Source organism: Mycobacterium sp. URHB0044 (assembly GCF_000620625.1).
Classification (GTDB): domain Bacteria; phylum Actinomycetota; class Actinomycetes; order Mycobacteriales; family Mycobacteriaceae; genus Mycobacterium.
Genome location: NZ_KK211157.1, coordinates 17810 through 36425, shown reverse-complemented (window position 1 = coordinate 36425; position 18616 = coordinate 17810). Strand labels below are relative to the sequence as shown.

Annotated in this window: 21 protein-coding genes; 13 read left to right on the top strand and 8 right to left on the bottom strand. The window is 68.7% G+C overall.

Annotated elements, in window-relative coordinates; translation table 11 throughout:
* Nucleotides 1-97 precede the first annotated feature (97 nt).
* Nucleotides 98-970 carry a 1,4-dihydroxy-2-naphthoate polyprenyltransferase gene (locus tag N536_RS0135995; protein WP_029118034.1) on the bottom strand — a complete coding sequence of 291 codons (873 nt, stop codon included), beginning with the start codon at nt 968-970 and terminating at the stop codon, nt 98-100.
* Nucleotides 971-993: 23 nt separating this feature from the next.
* Complete coding sequence (locus tag N536_RS0135990; protein WP_029118033.1) at nt 994-1641, bottom strand: DUF1345 domain-containing protein; 648 nt, start codon at nt 1639-1641, stop codon at nt 994-996.
* A 58-nt stretch (nt 1642-1699) separates the two neighbouring features.
* Between N536_RS0135990 and N536_RS0135985 the strand changes: the two genes are divergently transcribed.
* The 10 genes from N536_RS0135985 to N536_RS0135940 all read left to right on the top strand — a co-directional run bounded on the left by N536_RS0135985 (nt 1700) and on the right by N536_RS0135940 (nt 9379).
* Entirely contained in the window at nt 1700-2476 is a 777-nt protein-coding gene (locus N536_RS0135985) for an S-methyl-5'-thioadenosine phosphorylase (RefSeq protein WP_029118032.1), read from the top strand.
* Nucleotides 2473-3504 carry an NAD(P)-dependent oxidoreductase gene (locus N536_RS0135980; RefSeq protein ID WP_029118031.1) on the top strand — a complete coding sequence of 344 codons (1032 nt, stop codon included), beginning with the start codon at nt 2473-2475 and terminating at the stop codon, nt 3502-3504. Before N536_RS0135985 ends, N536_RS0135980 begins: the two co-directional genes overlap by 4 nt.
* An 80-nt stretch (nt 3505-3584) precedes the next feature.
* Nucleotides 3585-4079 (top strand): SRPBCC family protein, encoded by a 495-nt coding sequence (locus N536_RS0135975; RefSeq protein WP_029118030.1) that lies wholly within the window; start codon nt 3585-3587, stop codon nt 4077-4079.
* Nucleotides 4076-4405 carry a helix-turn-helix transcriptional regulator gene (locus tag N536_RS0135970; protein WP_029118029.1) on the top strand — a complete coding sequence of 110 codons (330 nt, stop codon included), beginning with the start codon at nt 4076-4078 and terminating at the stop codon, nt 4403-4405. The genes N536_RS0135975 and N536_RS0135970 overlap by 4 nt, the downstream gene beginning before the upstream one ends.
* A 26-nt stretch (nt 4406-4431) precedes the next feature.
* Nucleotides 4432-5559, top strand: a complete 1128-nt coding sequence (locus N536_RS0135965; RefSeq protein ID WP_029118028.1) for a nitronate monooxygenase — start codon at nt 4432-4434, stop codon at nt 5557-5559.
* Between the two features lie 312 nt (nt 5560-5871).
* Entirely contained in the window at nt 5872-6528 is a 657-nt protein-coding gene (locus N536_RS0135960) for a glycosyltransferase family 2 protein (RefSeq protein ID WP_051575025.1), read from the top strand.
* Nucleotides 6525-7190, top strand: coding sequence for a DUF2064 domain-containing protein (locus N536_RS0135955; RefSeq protein ID WP_029118026.1), 666 nt, complete (start codon nt 6525-6527; stop codon nt 7188-7190). Before N536_RS0135960 ends, N536_RS0135955 begins: the two co-directional genes overlap by 4 nt.
* A 1-nt stretch (nt 7191) precedes the next feature.
* Complete coding sequence (locus tag N536_RS0135950; RefSeq protein ID WP_029118025.1) at nt 7192-7821, top strand: class I SAM-dependent methyltransferase; 630 nt, start codon at nt 7192-7194, stop codon at nt 7819-7821.
* Nucleotides 7818-8921: a molybdopterin-dependent oxidoreductase gene (locus N536_RS0135945; protein ID WP_029118024.1), complete on the top strand. Its 1104-nt coding sequence runs from the start codon at nt 7818-7820 to the stop codon at nt 8919-8921. The genes N536_RS0135950 and N536_RS0135945 overlap by 4 nt, the downstream gene beginning before the upstream one ends.
* Nucleotides 8921-9379 (top strand): hypothetical protein, encoded by a 459-nt coding sequence (locus N536_RS0135940; protein WP_029118023.1) that lies wholly within the window; start codon nt 8921-8923, stop codon nt 9377-9379. The genes N536_RS0135945 and N536_RS0135940 overlap by 1 nt, the downstream gene beginning before the upstream one ends.
* Here N536_RS0135940 and N536_RS0135935 read toward each other — a convergent pair.
* From N536_RS0135935 to N536_RS0135925, 3 genes are read right to left on the bottom strand one after another with little or no spacing between them, the layout of a single operon-like run.
* Nucleotides 9305-10672: a hypothetical protein gene (locus tag N536_RS0135935; RefSeq protein ID WP_029118022.1), complete on the bottom strand. Its 1368-nt coding sequence runs from the start codon at nt 10670-10672 to the stop codon at nt 9305-9307. The two genes, N536_RS0135940 and N536_RS0135935, sit on opposite strands and share 75 nt — an antisense overlap.
* Nucleotides 10673-10700: 28 nt before the next feature.
* The gene (locus tag N536_RS0135930; RefSeq protein WP_029118021.1) at nt 10701-11204 is read right to left on the bottom strand and encodes a DUF302 domain-containing protein; all 504 of its coding nucleotides are present in this window, start codon (nt 11202-11204) and stop codon (nt 10701-10703) included.
* Nucleotides 11201-12013 (bottom strand): LLM class F420-dependent oxidoreductase, encoded by an 813-nt coding sequence (locus N536_RS0135925; RefSeq protein WP_029118020.1) that lies wholly within the window; start codon nt 12011-12013, stop codon nt 11201-11203. The genes N536_RS0135930 and N536_RS0135925 overlap by 4 nt, the downstream gene beginning before the upstream one ends.
* A gap of 85 nt (nt 12014-12098) precedes the next feature.
* On the opposite strand from N536_RS0135925, the gene N536_RS0135920 reads away from it, so the two are divergent.
* Complete coding sequence (locus N536_RS0135920) at nt 12099-12686, top strand: TetR/AcrR family transcriptional regulator (protein ID WP_029118019.1); 588 nt, start codon at nt 12099-12101, stop codon at nt 12684-12686.
* A gap of 67 nt (nt 12687-12753) precedes the next feature.
* On the top strand, nt 12754-13467 hold the full coding sequence (locus N536_RS0135915) for a GAF and ANTAR domain-containing protein (protein ID WP_036438921.1): 714 nt from the start codon (nt 12754-12756) through the stop codon (nt 13465-13467).
* Nucleotides 13468-13475: 8 nt separating this feature from the next.
* Here the strand turns inward: N536_RS0135915 and N536_RS0135910 are convergent, their stop codons facing one another.
* From N536_RS0135910 to N536_RS0135900, 3 genes are read right to left on the bottom strand one after another with little or no spacing between them, the layout of a single operon-like run.
* Complete coding sequence (locus N536_RS0135910; protein WP_029118017.1) at nt 13476-15329, bottom strand: CheR family methyltransferase; 1854 nt, start codon at nt 15327-15329, stop codon at nt 13476-13478.
* A 38-nt stretch (nt 15330-15367) separates the two neighbouring features.
* Nucleotides 15368-16123, bottom strand: a complete 756-nt coding sequence (locus N536_RS0135905) for an STAS domain-containing protein (RefSeq protein WP_051575024.1) — start codon at nt 16121-16123, stop codon at nt 15368-15370.
* Nucleotides 16116-17132 (bottom strand): chemotaxis protein CheB, encoded by a 1017-nt coding sequence (locus tag N536_RS0135900; protein WP_029118015.1) that lies wholly within the window; start codon nt 17130-17132, stop codon nt 16116-16118. Before N536_RS0135900 ends, N536_RS0135905 begins: the two co-directional genes overlap by 8 nt.
* 195 nt (nt 17133-17327) lie before the next feature.
* Between N536_RS0135900 and N536_RS40525 the strand changes: the two genes are divergently transcribed.
* Nucleotides 17328-18572 carry a glycosyltransferase gene (locus tag N536_RS40525; RefSeq protein WP_051575023.1) on the top strand — a complete coding sequence of 415 codons (1245 nt, stop codon included), beginning with the start codon at nt 17328-17330 and terminating at the stop codon, nt 18570-18572.
* Nucleotides 18573-18616: the final 44 nt, after the last annotated feature.

Below are 18616 nucleotides of genomic sequence, written 5' to 3'. Positions count from 1 at the left end.
CGTCGACTCTGCGCTGACAATCTCCATCCGCCGAATGTGAAGTTGTGTGCGAGTTTTCAGCTATATTTCGAACATATGTTCACACTCGGCGTGAAGCCTAGCTCCCGAACGCCAGCGCCGCCGCCACCGCGACCGACCACACCAACATGGTCAAGCCGGTGTCGCGCAGCACGGGAATCAGTTCCTTGCCGCCGAGGCCGCGGCGCACCGGGCCCGTCGCCCGCACTGCGAACGGCGCGGCCACCAGACCGACCGCGGCCCACGGCGTCGCCAGCATCAACACCAGGGTAAGGACGAACGCCAGCACCACCAGCGCCTGATACAGCAGGCGGGTGCGGGCATCGCCGAGTCGCACCGCGAGCGTGATCTTGCCCGATTCCTTGTCGGTCGGAATGTCGCGAAGGTTGTTGGCCACCAATACCGCTGACGACAATGCACCCGTCGCCACCGCGAGTGCGGCGCCCACCCAATCGATCCGCATCGCCTGCGTGTACTGCGTGCCGAGCACCGCGACCAGGCCGAAGAACACGAACACCGCGACCTCGCCGAGGCCCGAGTAGCCGTAGGGCTTCGAGCCTCCGGTGTAGAGCCACGCGCCTGCGATGCACGCGACGCCGACCGCGATCAGCCACGGTTGGCTCACCACCGCCAGCGCCAGCCCCGCCGCAGCACCGACGGCGAGGCTCACCACCGCCGCGGTCAGCACGGCTCGCGGAGTCGCCAGCCTCGACCCCACCAGCCGCAGCGGCCCCGCGCGCACGTCGTCGGTACCGCGGATGCCGTCGGAGTAGTCGTTGGCGAAGTTCACGCCGACGATCAACGCCAGCGAGACGGCCAACGCCAGCAGCGCCTTCCACCACACCGCAGAGTCCAGCCATGCGGCGGCTCCGGTCCCTGCGATGACGGGCGCGATGGCGTTGGGCAACGTCCGCGGGCGGGCGCCCTCTACCCACTGCGCGAAACTGGCCACGCGGTCATCGTCGCACGCGCTGTTCAGTGCCCGAAGCCCAGCAGGCTCGCGACGAGATTGATGGTGATCGCGAGCACGATCGCCCCGAGCAGGAACGAGAGCAATGCGTGGCGCAGCGCGGCCATCCGGATCGGGCGGTCGCGGATGTCGGTGTCGGAGACCTGATAGGTCATGCCGAGCGTGAAGGCCAGGTACGCGAAGTCGGCGTAGTCGGGCTCGTCGGTCTGGTGGAAGTCGATGCCGCCCTCCTCGCCGGTGTAGTAGAGCCGCGCGTAGCGCAGCATGTAGACGGTGTGCACGGTCACCCACGCCGCCACCACGCTCAGGGTGCCGACGACGGCGGCGCCGACGTCGCCGCCCGTCGATCCCGCGACGAGCAGATACCCGACGCCACCAAGGCTGGCGACGCTGGCCACCAGGAGCGCCAGATCGAGGATCCACGGGGTCGAGTCGTCCTCGGAGTATCTCGTCGCGTGTGCCCGGGTTCCCGCGGAGTCCAGACGCGCGACGATCAGCCACGTCCACGTCAGATAGACCGCGGCTCCCACGATCCATCCCGTCGCGGGTGCGGCAGGCCACCCCACCGTCGAACCGACCAGGACGGCCGCGCCGACGCCGAGCGGCACCGCAACGGCGAGTCGCACGCCGATCGGTGCGTCGGGCACTGCCACGGCGTGAGTCAAACACAGCCGTGATCGAGGCGGCCAGGCCATACCGGACAATGAACGGATGCTCGGAGTCATCGGTGGCAGCGGCTTCTACACGTTCTTTGGTCCCGACGCGCGCAGCGTCAGCCTCGACACCCCGTACGGCGCGCCCAGCGCGGCCATCACCGTGGGCACCGTCGGTAACCACGAGGTCGCGTTCCTGCCGCGCCACGGCGTCAACCACGAATTCTCGCCGCACACCGTGCCGTACCGCGCCAACATGTGGGCGCTGCGCGCCCTGGGGGTGCGGCGCATCTTCGGGCCCTGTGCGGTCGGCAGCCTGACCCCCGACTTGGGGCCGGGCGCGATGGTGGTGCCCGATCAACTCGTCGACCGCACCAGCGGCAGGGCGGACACGTACTTCGACTCCGGCGGCATCCACGTCGCTTTCGCCGACCCCTACTGTCCGACGCTTCGCGCCGCGGCCTCCGATCTGCCCGGCGTCGTCGACGGCGGCACGATGGTGGTGATCCAGGGTCCCCGGTTCTCCACCCGCGCCGAAAGCCGGTGGTTCGCGAACCAGGGCTTCACGTTGGTCAACATGACCGGGTACCCCGAGGCGGTGCTGGCCCGTGAGCTCGAGATGTGTTACGCGGCAATCGCATTGGTGACCGATCTGGATGCCGGCATCGAAGCCGGTGCGGGTGTCACGGCCGTTGACGTATTCGCGGAGTTCGAGAAGAACCTGGTGCCGTTCAAGAAGCTGGTGCACGAGGCCATCGACCAGGTCGCGGTCGAGCGCACCTGCACGCACTGTCTGGCGCACCAGGGCGTGACGCTGCCGTTCGAGCTGCCGTGAGGGTTCTCGTCACGGGCGCTGCCGGCTTCATCGGCACCCGGGTGTGTGCGGCGCTGACCGCCGCAGGGCACGACGTGGTCGCCGTCGACGCGATGCTGGCCGCCGCGCACGGTGCGACGTCCGTCCCGCCCGAGGGCGTACTCGAGGTCGACGTCCGCGACGCCTCGAGGTTGAGGACGCTGCTGCCGGGCATCGACGTGGTGTGCCATCAGGCCGCGGTGGTGGGCGCAGGCGTCGACGCGGCCGACGCGCCGTCGTACGGCAGCCACAACGACTACGGCACGACGGTCCTGTTGGCGGAGATGTTCGCCGCGGGGTGCCGACGGCTGGTGCTGGCGTCATCGATGGTGGTCTACGGCCAGGGCGCCTACGAGTGTCCGGTGCACGGCGCCGTCGACCCGCTGCCGCGTGCACGCGCCGACCTGGACGCTGGCATCTTCGAGCACCGCTGCCCGGTCGGCGGGGAGCCGCTCGAGTGGCGGTTGGTCGGCGAGGATGCGCCGCTGCGGCCGCGCAGTCTGTACGCGGCGAGCAAGACCGCGCAGGAGCACTACGCGCTGGCATGGGCCGAGGCGACGGGCGGCTCGGTGGTCGCCCTGCGCTACCACAACGTGTACGGACCGTTCATGCCGCGCGACACGCCGTATTCGGGTGTCGCGGCGATCTTCCGGTCCGCCATCGAAAGAGGCGAGGCGCCAAGGGTTTACGAGGACGGCGGGCAGATGCGTGACTTCGTGCACGTCGACGACGTCGCGGCGGCCAACGTCGCGGCGGTCGCCTACGAGGCCGAGGGTTTCGCGGCGTTCAACGTCTGTTCGGGCAGGCCGGTCTCGATCATCGAGGTCGCCAGCCGGCTGGGGGAGGTGCGCGACGGCGCCACGCCCGTCGTCACGGGCGAGTACCGCAGCGGCGACGTCCGCCACATCGTCGCCGACCCCGCGAGGGCGGCCGACGTGCTCGGCTTCCGAGCCGCCATCGACTGGCGTGACGGGCTGGCCGACTTCGCGTACGCCCCGCTGCGCGGATAGTTCAGCGGCCCAATAGGCAACCAAAAGGTTGCGTCTCACCGCAGTAGCCGCTATCGTGATAGGCAACCAGGAGGTTGCATATGAATACCGATCGAATCGAGAAGGAAGTAGTGCTGAGGGCCCCGCTGGAACGGGTCTGGCGGGCGATCAGCGATGCCGAGGAATTCGGGCAGTGGTTCGGTGTCCGCTTCGACGGGCCGTTCGTGCCCGGCGAGTCGGTCACCGGCGTGATCACCCCGACGACGGTCGACGACGACGTCGCGAAGGCGCAGGAGCCGCACGCAGGCAAGGCCGACACCTGGCAGATCGTCGCGGTGGAACCGAAACGTCGCCTCGCCTTCCGGTGGCACCCGTACGCGGTCGAGTCGGGCGTCGACTACTCGGCAGAGCCGACCACGCTGGTCGAGTTCACTCTGGACGAGGTCGCCGACGGTGTGAAGCTGAGCATCGTGGAATCCGGCTTCGACGCGATACCGGCCGAGCGTCGGGCATCGGCGTTCGAGTCCAACAGCGAGGGCTGGGCCGCACAAACCGAACTGGTGCGCAAGTACCTCGCCCTCAGCGAAAAGGTGTGAGCGGTTCGGCGGTGGTCGCCAAGGCGCCGCTGTTTGACGCCCTTGGCGACCCCAACCGCCTGCGCATCATCACCTGGCTGTGCGACGGTGGACCCCGCTCGACATCGCAAGTCACCGAAGTCATCCCGGTCAGTCGGCAGGCCGCGACCAAGCATCTGCTGTTACTGGAGGCGGTGGGTTTGGTGAGCAGTGAACGGCGCGGCAGGGAACGCATCTGGCGGGTGCAGCCCGAGCCGCTCAGCGATGCGAGTGACTACCTCGACACGCTGTCGCGGCGCTGGGACCGCGCGATCGACCGGTTGCGTGCCCATGTCGAGGACGGCTAGCGGATTCGGAGTCGATACTGGCATCCGTGAAACCAGCCATCTGTGAGCAGTTCGGCATCGACTTCCCGCTGTTCGCCTTCAGCCATTGCCGCGACGTGGTCGCCGCCGTCACCAATGCCGGCGGTTTCGGGGTGCTCGGCGCCACGGCGTACACCCCGGAGCAGCTCGACCAGGAACTGTCCTGGATCGACGACCACGTGCACGGCAAGCCGTACGGCGCCGACATCATCGTGCCTGCCAAGTTCGAGGGCAAGGGCGAGAAGTTGTCGAAGGAGGATTTGGCCGGTCGGATTCCCGACGCCCAGAAGGAGTTCGTGGCGGGGTTGCTGACCGCGCATGGCATCGAGCCGGAGGCCTCGCCGCGGCTGGGCAGTTCGATGCTGTCGGGCGATACCGGCCAAGAGCTGCTCGACGTGGCGATGAGTCACCCGATCAAGCTCATCGCGAATGCCCTTGGGGTGCCACCGGATTACATGATCGAAGCGGGTCGGGAACGCGGCATCCCGGTCGCCGCATTGGTCGGTGCCAAGGAGCATGCCGTCAAGCAGGTCGCCGCCGGCGTGGACCTGATCGTCGCGCAGGGCACCGAGGCCGGTGGGCACTGCGGCGAGGTGACGACGCTGGTGCTGATCCCCGAAGTCTTGGAGGCTTTGGCGGGGATCGGCAGCTCGGTGCCCGTGCTGGCCGCGGGCGGCATCGTCACGGGCAGGCAGATGGCCGCGGCCGTCGCGATGGGCGCCGACGGCGCCTGGACGGGTTCGGTCTGGCTGACCACCGAGGAGGCCGAGACCGCACCGCACACGGTGCAGAAGATGCTCGCGGCGACGTCACGGGACACCGTGCGGTCGGCGGGACGCACGGGCAAGCCTGCGCGCCAACTGGTTTCGGAGTGGACGGACGCCTGGCTGCCGAACGATGGCGGGCAGCGGCCGTTGCCGTTGCCGCTGCAGTCGATGCTGTGCGAGCCCGTCATCCGCCGCGTCGACGCGCTGGCCACCCAGGGGCATCCCGGAGCGCAGGCGCTGGCGACCTACTTCGTCGGCCAGGGCGTCGGGTTGATGAACAAGGTGAAGCCGGCCCGCGACGTGGTGCTCGAGTTCATCGAGGACTACCTGGCCGCTGCCGAGCGGCTGAGCGGCTCGCTGCCGGACTGAGCCGCGGTGCCGGCTGAGCCCGCCGCCTGAGCCCGTCCCATCAAGCGCGGGCTCGGACGGTCGTGGATTTGCCCGCCTATCAGCGACATTCGGGATTCTGATCTCGTCGGACGGCGAGAAGTCGCTGATAGGCGGGCAAACGGTATTCCTTCCGCGTCGGCGACGGGGTGTGGCGAGTGCGGCGCGGGGTGCGGTGGGCTCGGGGTGTGGTGGGTGCGACGCGGCGTGCCGGGTGCGACGCGGGGTGCGACGCGGCGTGCGACGGTTCCCGTTGCGGCGCCATCACGACCGCACGAGGCTAACGTCGTCGGGGTGAACGCGTGCCGGGTCACCGTGGTGCTGCCGTGTCTGAACGAGGCGGAGTCGTTGCCCGGCGTGCTGTCCGCACTCCCCGTGGGTTACACGGCCCTGGTGGTCGACAACAACAGCACCGACGACACCGCCGACGTGGCCCGGCAGTGCGGCGCCCAGGTGGTCAGCGAAACCCAACCCGGTTACGGCGCCGCCGTACACGCGGGCATCGTCACGGCGTCGACGCCGATCGTCGCGGTACTCGACGGCGACGGGTCGATGGACCCGGCAGACCTGCCCCGCCTCGTCGCCGAATTGGACCGCGGCGCCGACATGGCCGTCGGCCGACGCAGGCCCGCGCCCGGCGTGCGGTGGCCGTGGCATGCGCGGCTGGGGAACGCGGCGGTGTGCTGGCGGCTGCGCACCCGCCACGGCCTCGCCGTGCACGACATCGCGCCCATGCGCGTCGCGCGCCGCGACGCCGTCCTGGCACTGGGTGTGGCCGACCGGCGATCGGGGTATCCGCTGGAGCTACTGGTTCGGGCGGCCGCCGCGAACTGGCGGGTGGTCGAGCGCGACGTGGCCTACGGGCCACGAACCGGGGGGAAGTCCAAGGTCAGCGGCTCTCTTCGCGGCAGTTTCATTGCGGCCCTGGATTTTTGGCGGGCAATCTCGTGATCTCGGTGGCGGTGCTGGTGGTGGCCAAGGCTCCGGTGCCCGGGCTGGCGAAGACGCGCCTGGCCGCCAGCATGGGCGACGACGCCGCCGCCGACCACGCCGCCGCCGCCCTGTTGGACACGTTGGACGCCGTGGCCGCCGCCCCGGTCGCGGCTCGCGTCGTCGCACTGACCGGAGACCTCGCCGCCGCCAGTCGCAGCACCGAACTCACGGCCCGGCTCGCCGACTTCACGGTCATCGAGCAGCGCGGCGCCGACTTCGCCGACCGGTTGGCCAACGCACATGCCGACGCCGCGGCCGCCGCAGGCGGACTGCCGGTCCTGCAGATCGGGATGGACACCCCGCAGGTGACGCCCGCGCTCCTCGCCGATTGCGCGGCCACGCTGACCAAAGCCGACGCGGTCCTGGGAATGGCGTGCGACGGCGGCTGGTGGGTCCTTGGCGTCACCGATCCGGCAATGGCCGGATGCCTGCGCGACGTGCCGATGTCGACCCCGGACACCGGCGCCGTAACGCTTCGCGCGCTACGCGACACAGGGGTAGACGTGCGGCTGGTTTCCGAGTTGGCCGACGTGGACACCATCGACGACGTCGCCGTCGTCGGCCGAGCCTGCCCGCCGAGTAGCCGATTTCATCGGCTCGCCTTGGCAGAAGGAGCATGACGTGCTGGGAAGCCTCTACGACCGGGCGCTGACGGGCGAGCGATGTTGGCTGCGCCACGAAGACGGCAGCGTGCACGGCCTCCCGGTCCACAGCTGGCTGGGCCGACGGAGATCCGACCACACGTTCGACCAGGCGATGGTCGGCTTGTGCGACGGCCCCACCATCGATCTCGGCTGCGGTCCCGGACGCCTGGTCGCCCACCTGGTGGCGCGCGGAGTGCCCGCCCTGGGCATCGATCAGTCGGCCACGGCGGTGGAACTGGCCCGGCGCAGCGGCGCGCCCGCACTGCGTCGCGACGTGTTCGGCCCGTTGCCGGGCGCGGGCCGGTGGTCGACGGTGTTGTTGGCCGACGGCAACGTGGGCATCGGCGGTGATCCGTGGCGCGTAATGTTCCGGGCCGGCGAGCTGTTGCGCGCGGGCGGCCGCTGCGTCACCGAATTCGATTGTGCAACAAAGGGTGTACAGGACAGGTGGGTGCGGCTGGAGTCGGCGCAGACCGTCGGCCCGTGGTTCAGGTGGGCCACGGTGGGTGTCGACGGCGCCCGCCGGCTGGCGGGTGAGGTCGGTTTGACCATCACCGCGATGCACGTGTTCGGCAACCGGGCGCTGGCGACGTTGGCCGCCGCGTGAAGACCTCCGCGCTGCGCGGCACGCCCGTCACCGCGCGAGTCGGCGTGGCGCTCGGCGTGGCGATCACCGTCTGCTTCCTCACCGGCCTGATCAGCCACTTCATCCAGCATCCGCAGCCGTGGTTCTTCTGGCCCACCCGGCCGGTCTGGCTGTACCGCGTGACGCAGGGCCTGCACGTGATCTCCGGCATCGCGGCCATCCCGCTGCTGGTCGTCAAGCTGTGGTCGGTGTGGCCGAAACTGTTCGCCCGGCCGATCCTCGGGGGCCCGGTGCGGGCCATCGAGCGGCTGTCGATCCTGGTGCTCGTCGCCTCGATGCTGTTTCAGCTCAGCACCGGCCTGCTCAACACCGCGCAGTGGTATGTGTTCAAGTTCTTCTTCACTACGAGCCATTACGCGATGGCGTGGGTCGCCTTCGGCGCCATCCTCGTACACGTCGGCGTGAAGCTCCCGGTGATCCGGCGCGCGCTCGGCGAACCGCTCGACGACGTCGCGGCAGGCGGTCCGGTGGGCCCGAGCCGACGCACGGTGCTGGTCGGCACCGGCCTCGCGGTCGCGCTGGCGACGGTCGTCACCGCCGGGCAGACCATTCCGCTGCTACGCAAGGTGTCGGTGCTCGCGCCGCGCTCCGGCGAAGGCCCGCAAGGTGTTCCGGTGAACCGGTCGGCCGCAGCCGCTCGCGTCCTGCGCAGCGCGCGTGCGCCGGACTACCGCCTCACCGTCACGCACGGCGCGACGACGCGGACGTTCACCGTCGCCGACCTCGCCGCCATGCCGCAGGCCACCTACCGGCTGCCCATCGCGTGCGTGGAGGGGTGGAGCGCCAGTGCGGAGTGGACGGGCGTTGTGCTCGCCGACCTCGTCGCCGCCGTCGGCGCATCGCCCGATTCCGACGTGCGGATGATCTCCCTGGAGCCGCCGGGGCCGTACTCGCGCACGGTCCTGCCCGCCCGGCACGTCCGCGACTCACAGACCCTGATCGCGTTGCGGCTCAACGGCGACGTCCTCGACCTCGACCACGGCTATCCCTGCCGCTTGATCGCGCCGACGAGACCCGGTGTGTTGCAGACGAAGTGGCTGTCGCGAATCGAGGTGGTCTGATGCGCTGGCTTCTGATCGTCGTCGGCGTCGTGATCGGCGGCTACGGCGGGGTGCTGCTGTTGGACAACCCGCCCGTCATCATCATGCGGATTCTGGTGTGGGCGGTGGTTGCGGCCGTCGTGCACGACTTCGTCTTCGCCCCGGTCGGCGCGGCCATGGGGTTCACTGGTCGCCGGCTGATTCGGAGCCGATGGTGGGCACCGGTGACGGTGGCGGCATTGTGCACGGTCGTCCTGGTTCTGCTCGCCATTCCGGTGTACGCCAAGCCTGGGCTGCGGCCCGACAACCTGACGGTGCTGAACCGCGATTACCCGCTGGGCCTTTGGGTTTCGGTCACCGTGGTGTGGGCGTGCGTGCCGCTCTACTACCTGATCACCCGGCTGCTACCAGTTCGTCAGGATCAGGTGGTTGAGCGCGAGGGCGCCGACGACGTTGGCGGCCAGCCACCAGCGGTGTGAACGCGGTGGCAGCAGGGCAGCGGCGGCGGTCAGCCAGATCGTGAACGGCAGCCAGATGCGCTCGGTCTCGGCCTTGCTCAACATGCTCAGGTCGGCACACAGAATCGCCAGCAGCGCGGCGAGCACCACCAGGTGCAGTCCAGAACGCCGCTTGATCGCCGCGACGTCGAAGGCCCTGGTGACCCCGGCGACGGTGCCAAGACCGATCGCGCACACCACCGAAGCCAGGTTCGCCCACACCCAGTACTGGAACGGGCGATTGAGGGCGATGCCCTGCCAATAGCGTTCCTGCACCAGGGTATAACCGTCGAACCACCAGAACCCGGCGGCGGCGAATACGCCCACCACTGCGATCGCGACGAGTACTGCGGGGATCAACGCCCGCAGGGCCGACCGTAGGTCGCGTGCGGAGATCAACACCGCGACGGCCGGTATCGAGATGAGCGCCAACCCGTAGTTCAGGAAGACCGCCCACCCCAGCATCAAACCGGCCCCCGCGGCCATCAGCACCGGCAGGCGCGTCGTTCCCCGCGCCGCGATCGCCAGCAGCGCGACGCCCCACGCCGCGACGCCGGCGAAGTAGCCGTCTGCCGACACGGCGATCCAGATGGCCGTCGGGGCCACCGCGACGAACGGCGCCGCCAGCCGGGCGGTCGGCTCGTCGGACAGCGCGCGCACGGCGACGACGATCGCGGCCGCGGCGCTGGAGCCGATCAGCAGGACGAACAGGCCGGCCCACGCGCCACCGCCGAGCCCGATGCGGTCGAGCCACACGAACGTCAACAGCGCTCCCGGCGGGTGACCGGAGACGTGGGTGATCCACGAATTGGGTTGAAAGTCAAGGATTCTGCTGGCGAACGTGCGGACGGCATCGGGGATGTCGGTGATGGTCGGGATCTGTCGCAGGTACTCGTGGCGTGCGGTCAGCCGGCCGGCGAAGCCGCGCTGCCAGCCGTCGACCATCGCCAGCGCGAACGCCCACCCGCACGCCGTCGCCCAGGTCACCCACGGCACCGCTCGCCACGGCAGGCGTTGGGCGACGCCCTGGCCGAAGAGCACGGCGGCCACGCCGATGACGATCGCGGGAACCGTGCCCCAGCCGACGTGCGCGTTCCACCAGCCGAAGATCGGCGCGGTCTGCGCCAAGTCGTGGATCTGCCGTGGCGTGCTGTTGATCAGCGGCGCGACGGTGCCGAGGTGCAGGTGTGGCACCACGAACGCCGCCGCCACCAGAACCACCGCACAAGTGACGGCAACGCCTTCTCGGGGGAAACGGCTGCCGGTGGGCGTCACGCCTACCCACACTATGGCGTCGGGCCGGTCAGCCCGCCGCGGTGCGCAGCAGTGTCACCACCGCGTCGTCGAGTCCCTCGGCGACCGCCGACGCCTCCGCACCCTCGTACGGCGCGATCGCGCTCGCCACGCGGTCGTAGGACAGCGTCACGCCGTCGGACCGCTCGGTGATCAGGACCGTCACCGGAGCGTACGAACCGGCGTCGGGCACTGTGGCGGTCATCCTGCTCATCGTGACGGGGTTACCCGCGATGATCCGCAGCATCCGACGGCTGCGGGCCGGGTCACGGGTTGCCAGGACGCCGCCGAGGTCGAGCGTCAGGAACTCGATCAGCCCGCTGCTGCCCGTGACGGGTTCGACGACCGCGTCGAACTCCTCGCGGCTGTGGGTCTCACCCAATTGCCGCACGAACTCGCCGAAGTTCGGCACCCGGCCAAGGCCTGCATAGACGTCGGCGACGACGTCGTCGAACGGCCGATCGGACGTCACCGTGACACGCCGAACCTCGACGGTCGACTCGCGGATACTCATGCGCCGTCACGCCATTCGATCATCTTCTCGAGTGTACTGAAGTCGTAACCCGCTGCGGTGGGATGCATCTGGCTGACGAACAACGTGACGCCGGCGTCGCGGTAGGCATCGGCATCGCCGGCGTTCTCCCACACCGACGAGCGCTCGATGTCACCATCCTTGCGGCCGTTGGCCTCCGCGAGTTCGCCGACCACCGCGCTGGCCCGGCGGAAGTCGTCGGCGGGCAGGAAGCTGTGCCACATGTCGGCGTGCCGGGCCACAGCGGGAATGGTGCGTTTCGCGCCAGAGCCGCCGATCAGGATCGGGATCTTGCGGACCGGCGGTGGTATCAGTCGTTCGAGTCGATCCGCGACGCGTTGCAAGCCCTCGTCGAACAGGCCCATCCGCGACTTCAGCGTCCCGAAGTCGTAACCGTATGTGGTGTAGTCCTTTTCGTACCAGCCGGCACCGAGTCCCAGGATTGAACGGCCACCGCTGATGTGGTCGACCGTGCGCGCCATGTCGGCCAACAGGTCGGGGTTGCGGTACACGATGCCGGTGACCAGCAGGCCGATCTCGGCGCGCGACGTGATCTCGCCCCACGACGCCAGGGCGGTCCACCCCTCGAAGTTGTTCACGTCGGGCTGGACTTCGGCCAGGATCGGCCAGCCATCCACGATGCCCTCCATCTCGGGCCGGTGGAAGTGGTCGTAGCCCAGAATGACGTCGGTTCCGAGCTCCTCGGCGCGGATGACGGCCTGGCGCCAACTGCGGTAGTCGGGTGCTCCACCGGGGGTGATTTGAACGCCGACGCGGACTGGTCGGGTCATGGGGTCGCTCCTTCGAGTTCGATGGCCATCACGGGGCACAAGTAACGTTCTATACCGTTTATTCCAGAACTCGTAGACTGGTGTGGTGGCCCGGCCCCGCACGTTCGACGAAGACACGGTGGTGGCGGCCGCCCGCGACCGGTTCTGGACCGGCGGTTACGCCGCGACGTCGGTCGACGACCTCTCGGCTGCCACTGGCCTTGGCAAGGGCAGCCTGTACGGCGCGTTCGGTGACAAGCACGCCCTGTTCGTGCGGGCACTCGACGGGTACTGCGCCGACGCGATCGATAAGGCCGTCGCAGAGCTGACCCAACCCGGCATGGCCGCGTACGACCGCCTCGCCGCGCACGTTCGCGCGAGGGCCGACGCCGTCGTGGCCGACGTCGACCGCAGGGGTTGCATGATGTCGAAGAGTGCGGCCGAACTGGGCGCGACGGACCCCGACGTCGACCGTGTGGTGGGTCGGTCCCTGAACCGGTGGTGGCAGGCCCTCGTCGACTGTGTCGCCGAAGCTCAGGGGGACGGAATGGTCACTGCCGGCGCAGATTCCGAGGCGCTGGCCACCCTGCTGCTCGGCGTGCTCCGCGGGTTCGAGACGTTGTGGAAGGGTGGCGTCGAACCGGGCCGCATCGTGGCAGCCGCGGAAGCCGCATTGGTGCTCGTCGCGGGCTGAAAACTCGTCCTCGCCAGACCGCTCCGGGTGTGTTCCACTTGGGTGTCGGCCGTTGAGGGGAGCTGACATGAGAACAGACATCGCCCGCGAGCTGGCCTCCTTGGTCGAGGCGCTACTGAAGAACGTCCAGCGCACCGAACCGGCCGACATCGACGCCGCCCTCGGCGACCTGACCGCGGCTGCCGTGCAGGCCCTTGGCGTCGCCGAGTACGCAGGCATCACCGTGGCCACGCGCGACGGTTCGGTGCGCACGGCGTCGTCGGTGGGCCCGTATCCGGCGTTGCTCGACGACATTCAGCAGTGCCACCACGACGGACCGTGCCTGAGCGCCGCCTGGGAGCAACACATGGTGCGCATTCCCGATCTCCGGATCGAGACTCGGTGGCCGGCCTACTGCCGGGATGCGCTAACCCACACTCCGGTGAAGACCGTGATGTCGTTCCAGTTGTTCGCCGACCACCGGACGATGGGCGCGTTGAACTTCTACGCCGAGCACCCGCACGTCTTCGACGACGAGGCGGTGGAGCTCGGTTGGATGCTGGCCACCGACACCGCGCTGGCGTGGAATCTGCTGCGCCGCGACCACCAGTTCCGCAGCGCGCTGGGCACCCGCGACCTCATCGGGCAGGCCAAGGGGCTGATCATGGAGCGCTTCGGCGTCGACGCGGTGCAGGCGTTCGATCTGCTGCGGCAGCTTTCTCAGGACTCCAACACGCCCGTCGCCGAAGTCGCCGCGCGGCTGGTGAAGGACCACGAGTCGCGGCGGGGTGCCCGAAACTAAGCCCCAAGCTAAGCCGGAAGCACCTCCATCAGCAGCATCGCGCCCTGCACACTGCTCTCCGAGGCCCGAAACGACGAGCACGTCACGCGCAACCGGATCGACCGGCCCCGGCGGTTCACGACGTCGACGATGGTCTCGCCGACACTGTCCGGGTCGACGAACGCGGTTCCGATCAACGGTCGCACCGCGTCCATCGGAAGACCGATGTCCAATGACGTGAGCGGGGCTCCGGTCGCCTCGTCGGCGCGCAGCCCCCACAGCTCCTCACAACCCTTGTTCCACACCACGACGCGCATCTGCTGATCGACGATGGCAACGCCGAAGCGGATCGAATTCACCATCGCATCGGTGAACGTTCGCGCCTCGTCTAGCTCGATGCTGCGCTCGTTCAGGGTGTCGTTGATGGCGTGCAGTTCATCGTTGGTGGACTGCAACTCGGCGTTCATCGTCTCGAGTTCTTCGTTGGTGGATTGCAGTTCCTCGTTTGTGGTTTCGAGCTCCTCGATCGTGGATTGCAGTTCTTCGTTGGTGGTTTCGAGCTCCTCGTTGGTGGACTGCAGCTCTTCGTACGCGGCTTCGAGTTGGGCGTTGGTCTGGACGAGCTTGTCCAGCAGCGCCCGGGTCGCGGTCACGTCGAAGAACGCGATCGAGACGCCGATCAGCCCATTCTGCGCGTCGACCAGCGGGTTGACGTGAACGTCGAACCACGTCGTATCCGAGCCGGGCCGTTGCCAATTGACGTCCTGGATGCGTGCGGACCGCCGCTCGATCTTGGCCTGTTCGACGTACGCCCGCAGCTCCACCGGCCGGTAGGAAACCTCTAGATCCCGCAGCAGCCGCCCGATGTCGCGCGCCGAGAGGCCAAATGTCGTCTCCGCCTGGTGGTTGATCATCGCCACGGTGTCGTGTCCCGTCACCACGATCTGCGCGACGGGGCTGGCGCGGAACGCGAGTTCGCGCATTGCCGTGGTGCCGGGCAGTTCGCCGTGCCGGTCGCCACCGGGAACCGCCACGCCCAGATGCTCGATTCCGGTGTGGGACCCGATGGCCTTCCCGAAGATCCGGTTCTTGAGTTCGATGGGCGTGAAGCGGTCGCGGTGGCTCAACAACATCTCGGCATGGCCGAGGAAGAGGATGCCCTGGCGGCCGAGGGCAAAGTGCAGCCGCCCCAAAACGGTTCGCTGGGTTTCGGCGTTGAGGTACATGAGGGTATTGCGGCAGACCAGTAGATCGACCCGGGAGATGGGCGCGTCCTTGACCAGATCGTTGCGGCCGAAGATCACCGCGCGACGCAGGTCCTTGTGAAAGACGAAGCGCCCCTTCACTTCTTCGAAGTAGCGCGCCCGCAGGTCGGGCGGCACCGATTCAAGGTCCTTGGCGTCGTACGTCGCCGCACGCGCCTGGCTGAGCGCGCCCTCGTCGACGTCGGTGGCGTAGATCTTCACGCGGTGCCGGAATCCCTCCTGGCCCAGTGCCTCCGCCAGCAGCATGGCGAGGGTATACGCCTCCTGACCCGAGGCGCAGCCGGCGCTCCACACCCTCAGGGGATCGTTGGGTCCCCGCTGCGCAAGGAGTTGGGGGATGACGTTCGACGCGACGTACTCCCAAGCTTCCGGGTCGCGGAAGAACGAGGTGACGTTGATCAGGATGGTGTTGAAGAGGGCGGCGAATTCCTCGGAACTCGTTTGCAGCAGGTCCAGGTACTCGTCGAAGGTCGTGCATCGGACGTTGTCCATGCGATGGCGGATGCGGCGTTCGAGCGACGCGCGCTTGTAGCCGGTGAAGTCGAAACCTCGCGAATCCCGCAGGTAGCGCAACAGCGCTTCGAAGGAGTCGTCTCCTGCGTCGTCCATTGCTTCCATCCCCTCGAACCGCGTCTGCATCGGCAGACTACTCGCGGCTAGAGGCGATTCTCCGGACCGATGACCGCCCAGACGGTCTTGCCGTTCGGTGTTGACGAGCTACCCCAGCTCCTGGACAGGGCGGCGACGATGGCCAATCCCGAGACGACGTCGGCGCCCAGCAGGGGATCTTCCCGGCGCTGGGGGATGGCCGCGCTGGTGTCCTCGACGGCGACCGTCACCACGTCGCCCGAGTTCTCGAGGATAAGCACGGGCGCACTGACGGTGTGTACCAACGCATTTTCGACGAACACGGTCGTGACCGTCGCCGCGACCGGGATGAGTTCGCGCAGCTTCCAGACCGTCAACCAGTCGTTCACCAGGCGCCGGGACTGCCTCAGGGTGCCGAACGCCGGCGCGAGTTCGGCACGGGCGCGGCGGCGGGTCGGCTGGGACCGGTCGTCGAGCGCGTGCACCGCAGCCCCGACGTCGGCGAGCACCGGCACGTAGCGCGTGATGCCGCTGCGCCGGATGGCTTCCCTGCCTTCCCCGTGCGCGCAGACCAACAGCACCGGCACGTCGGGCCAGGTGCTGACCTGCCAGCGCGCGCTGGTGAACACCGACCATGCCGACGACGCGGGAACCATCAGTGCGGTGACGTCGACGATGACGCCTCGGGGCTCGGCGAGCGCGGCCTTCACGACGGCGTCGCGCAACCCGAGATACGTCGACCCGTCCAGCACGCCCTCGGTGAAGAGCACGGAGGAGCCCGAACCGTCGGCGACGGGTTCGGTGACCTGCAGCGCGCTAGCCATCGGCCGTGCTGCCGACCGGCGGATCGACGCTGGACAGGCGATCGGCCAGCACCGACAGCGCGTGTTCGGCCTCTTCGGCCTGGTCGCTGTATCGGCGGGAGCGCGGTCCGGCCCCGACGTTCGCTGCCATCCGACGGGCGAGCTTCGCCTTCTCCTGCAGGCTGCGCACGGCCACCCACAACGCTCCCTCGACTTCATCGTCGCGGGCGTTCAACAGTGCTTCGGCGGTCCAGGCGTGGCCCACGTGGCAGCGGTAGTGGCCGTCCCCGACGGATGCCAACGAGCCGTTGCAGTCGGGGCACGTGTAGCCCGACGGCGGTCCCAACTTCTCGCTGTCGAATTCGATGGCCGAGTGCCCGCCCATCGCGATGTGGTTCTCGAGCTCCATTCGAGGGTCGATTTCCATCTGGATCTCCTCGATTTCGCGTCTGGTCAAGTCCTTGAGCAGGGTGCCGAGGTCGGCGGCGGGAACCTCGTGGTCGACCACTCCTGCGGCGCAGGCGTTGGCCGGCATCGCGGGGAACAGGGCGTCGTCGCGGCTCTGGCAGACGGTGGTTCCGCCGCGGGCCTTTATCGCGGCCAGGCCCAGCACACCGTCGTCGAGCACGCCTGACAGCAGCACTCCGATGGCGCGCTGGCCGAACGCCGTCGCGGCGGAGCGGAAGAGCGCGTTGATCGCGGGCCGGTAGGCGTTCTCGGTCGGACCGCGAGTCAGGAGCACGCGGTGGTCGTAGACCATCAGATGCCGGTCCGGAACACCGACGTAAATCCGGCCCGGCTCGAGGTGCGTGCCATTCTCGGCGGTGCCCGCCGGCATCGGGCCCGCACGATCGAGGATTTGTGCCAGGACACTCGGCGACCCCGCGGGGACGTGCAGTACCACCAGAATTGGGCATGGCAGGTCGATGGGCAGGTGAGCGGCCATGTTCCGAAGCGCCTCTACGCCGCCGGCGGAGGCGCCTACGACGACCACACCGCTCATTCGCTCGTCGCTCACCATGGCTGCCATTCCTTTGGTCTACCCTCCATCGTCCTCGTCAACCGGGCCTGCGACCAGAGCCGAACGCGATCTCTTGGATGTCCGCGATGCGAAAGACGGTCCGGGGGGCGAACACTTTGGCGTACTTCGTTTTGGCTGCGACCGAAATTGGGACTTCTTTAAGTAATGCGCCGTGTCTCTTCGGCGCCGGACTTGGGAGGTGGAATGAAGGTCGCAATGGTCGGGGAGCACAACCCCCCGATTCCATTCATCGACGAGGCCATGACATCGGCTCCCACGACCGCGTCACTGGCAGCGTCCCTGGTACGGCTCGGCCACCGCGTCACCGTCTACACAGTCGGCGACCAAGTCGACGACGTCGAACGCATCGATACGGCGTATGGCTACCGGGTGGTGCGCGCCCCGGCGGATGCCGATGCCTCAGGTGTCTCAGCCGAAGTCGCGCCCTTCGTCGGCGATCTCGCCCGCTTGCTGGTTGAGGAGTGGACCGTGGACCGGCCGGACGTCGTCCACGCGCTGACGTGGACACATGGCATCGCCACCCAACTTGCCGGCAACCGTCTCGGCCTGCCAACCGTTCAGACGCTCCCCGTACTCAGCGCGACGGCGCGACGCAGGCAGCACCGCCCCCGCGCGGCGGTGAGCAGGGAACGCATGGAGGTGCTGCTGGCGAGGAACGCGGCGTGCGTGACGGCAGCGTGCACCGAGGACGTCGACGAGCTGGTCCGGCTCGGTTGTTCCAGAAGCCGGGTATCGGTGCTGCCGCGCGGCATCGACGTCGATCTAGTGGGTGCCGTCCAGTCACCCACCGAGGAAGGACACCATCGTCGGATCGTAGCCGTCGCACGAAAGCTGCGACCCGACAAGGGTTTCGACGTACTCATCCGTGCGATGACGAAGTTGCCGGACGCCGAACTGGTGATCGTCGGCGGCCCGCCGGCCGACCAGCTCAGCCATGACGAGGAGGCGTGCCGGCTGAGGCGCCTGGCCGAAGGGCTCGGCGTGCTCGACCGCGTCCGGTTGACAGGCGAGCTGCCACACCTGGCCGTATTGGAGGTGCTGCGGTCGGCCCACGCGTTCGCGTGCCCATCGCGGTACGAGCCCGTCGGGTTGCCCGTCCTGGAGGCGATGGCATGCGGGCTGCCCGTGGTGGCATCGGCAGCGGGCGGAATGCTGGACACCGTCGTGCACGAGGTGACCGGCACGTTGGTGCCTCCTGGTGACAGCGCGAGGTTCATCCTCGCTCTGCGCGAGATGCTCGGTCAGGACACCCTGCGCATGGGAATGGGATTGGCCGGTCGCGACAGGGTGCGGTCGCGCTACAGCTGGGACCGGGTGGCGGCGGACGCCTCGACGACCTACGAACATGCCGTGGCCCGGTCGGCGACCCTGGCAGCCGGGCGGTCACCGGCGAGGCCACCGACCCACTCGATTCTCACCCCCCCCTGACCCGTATCTGGGCGAATCCGACGAATCGCCGGTAGAATCGCCAG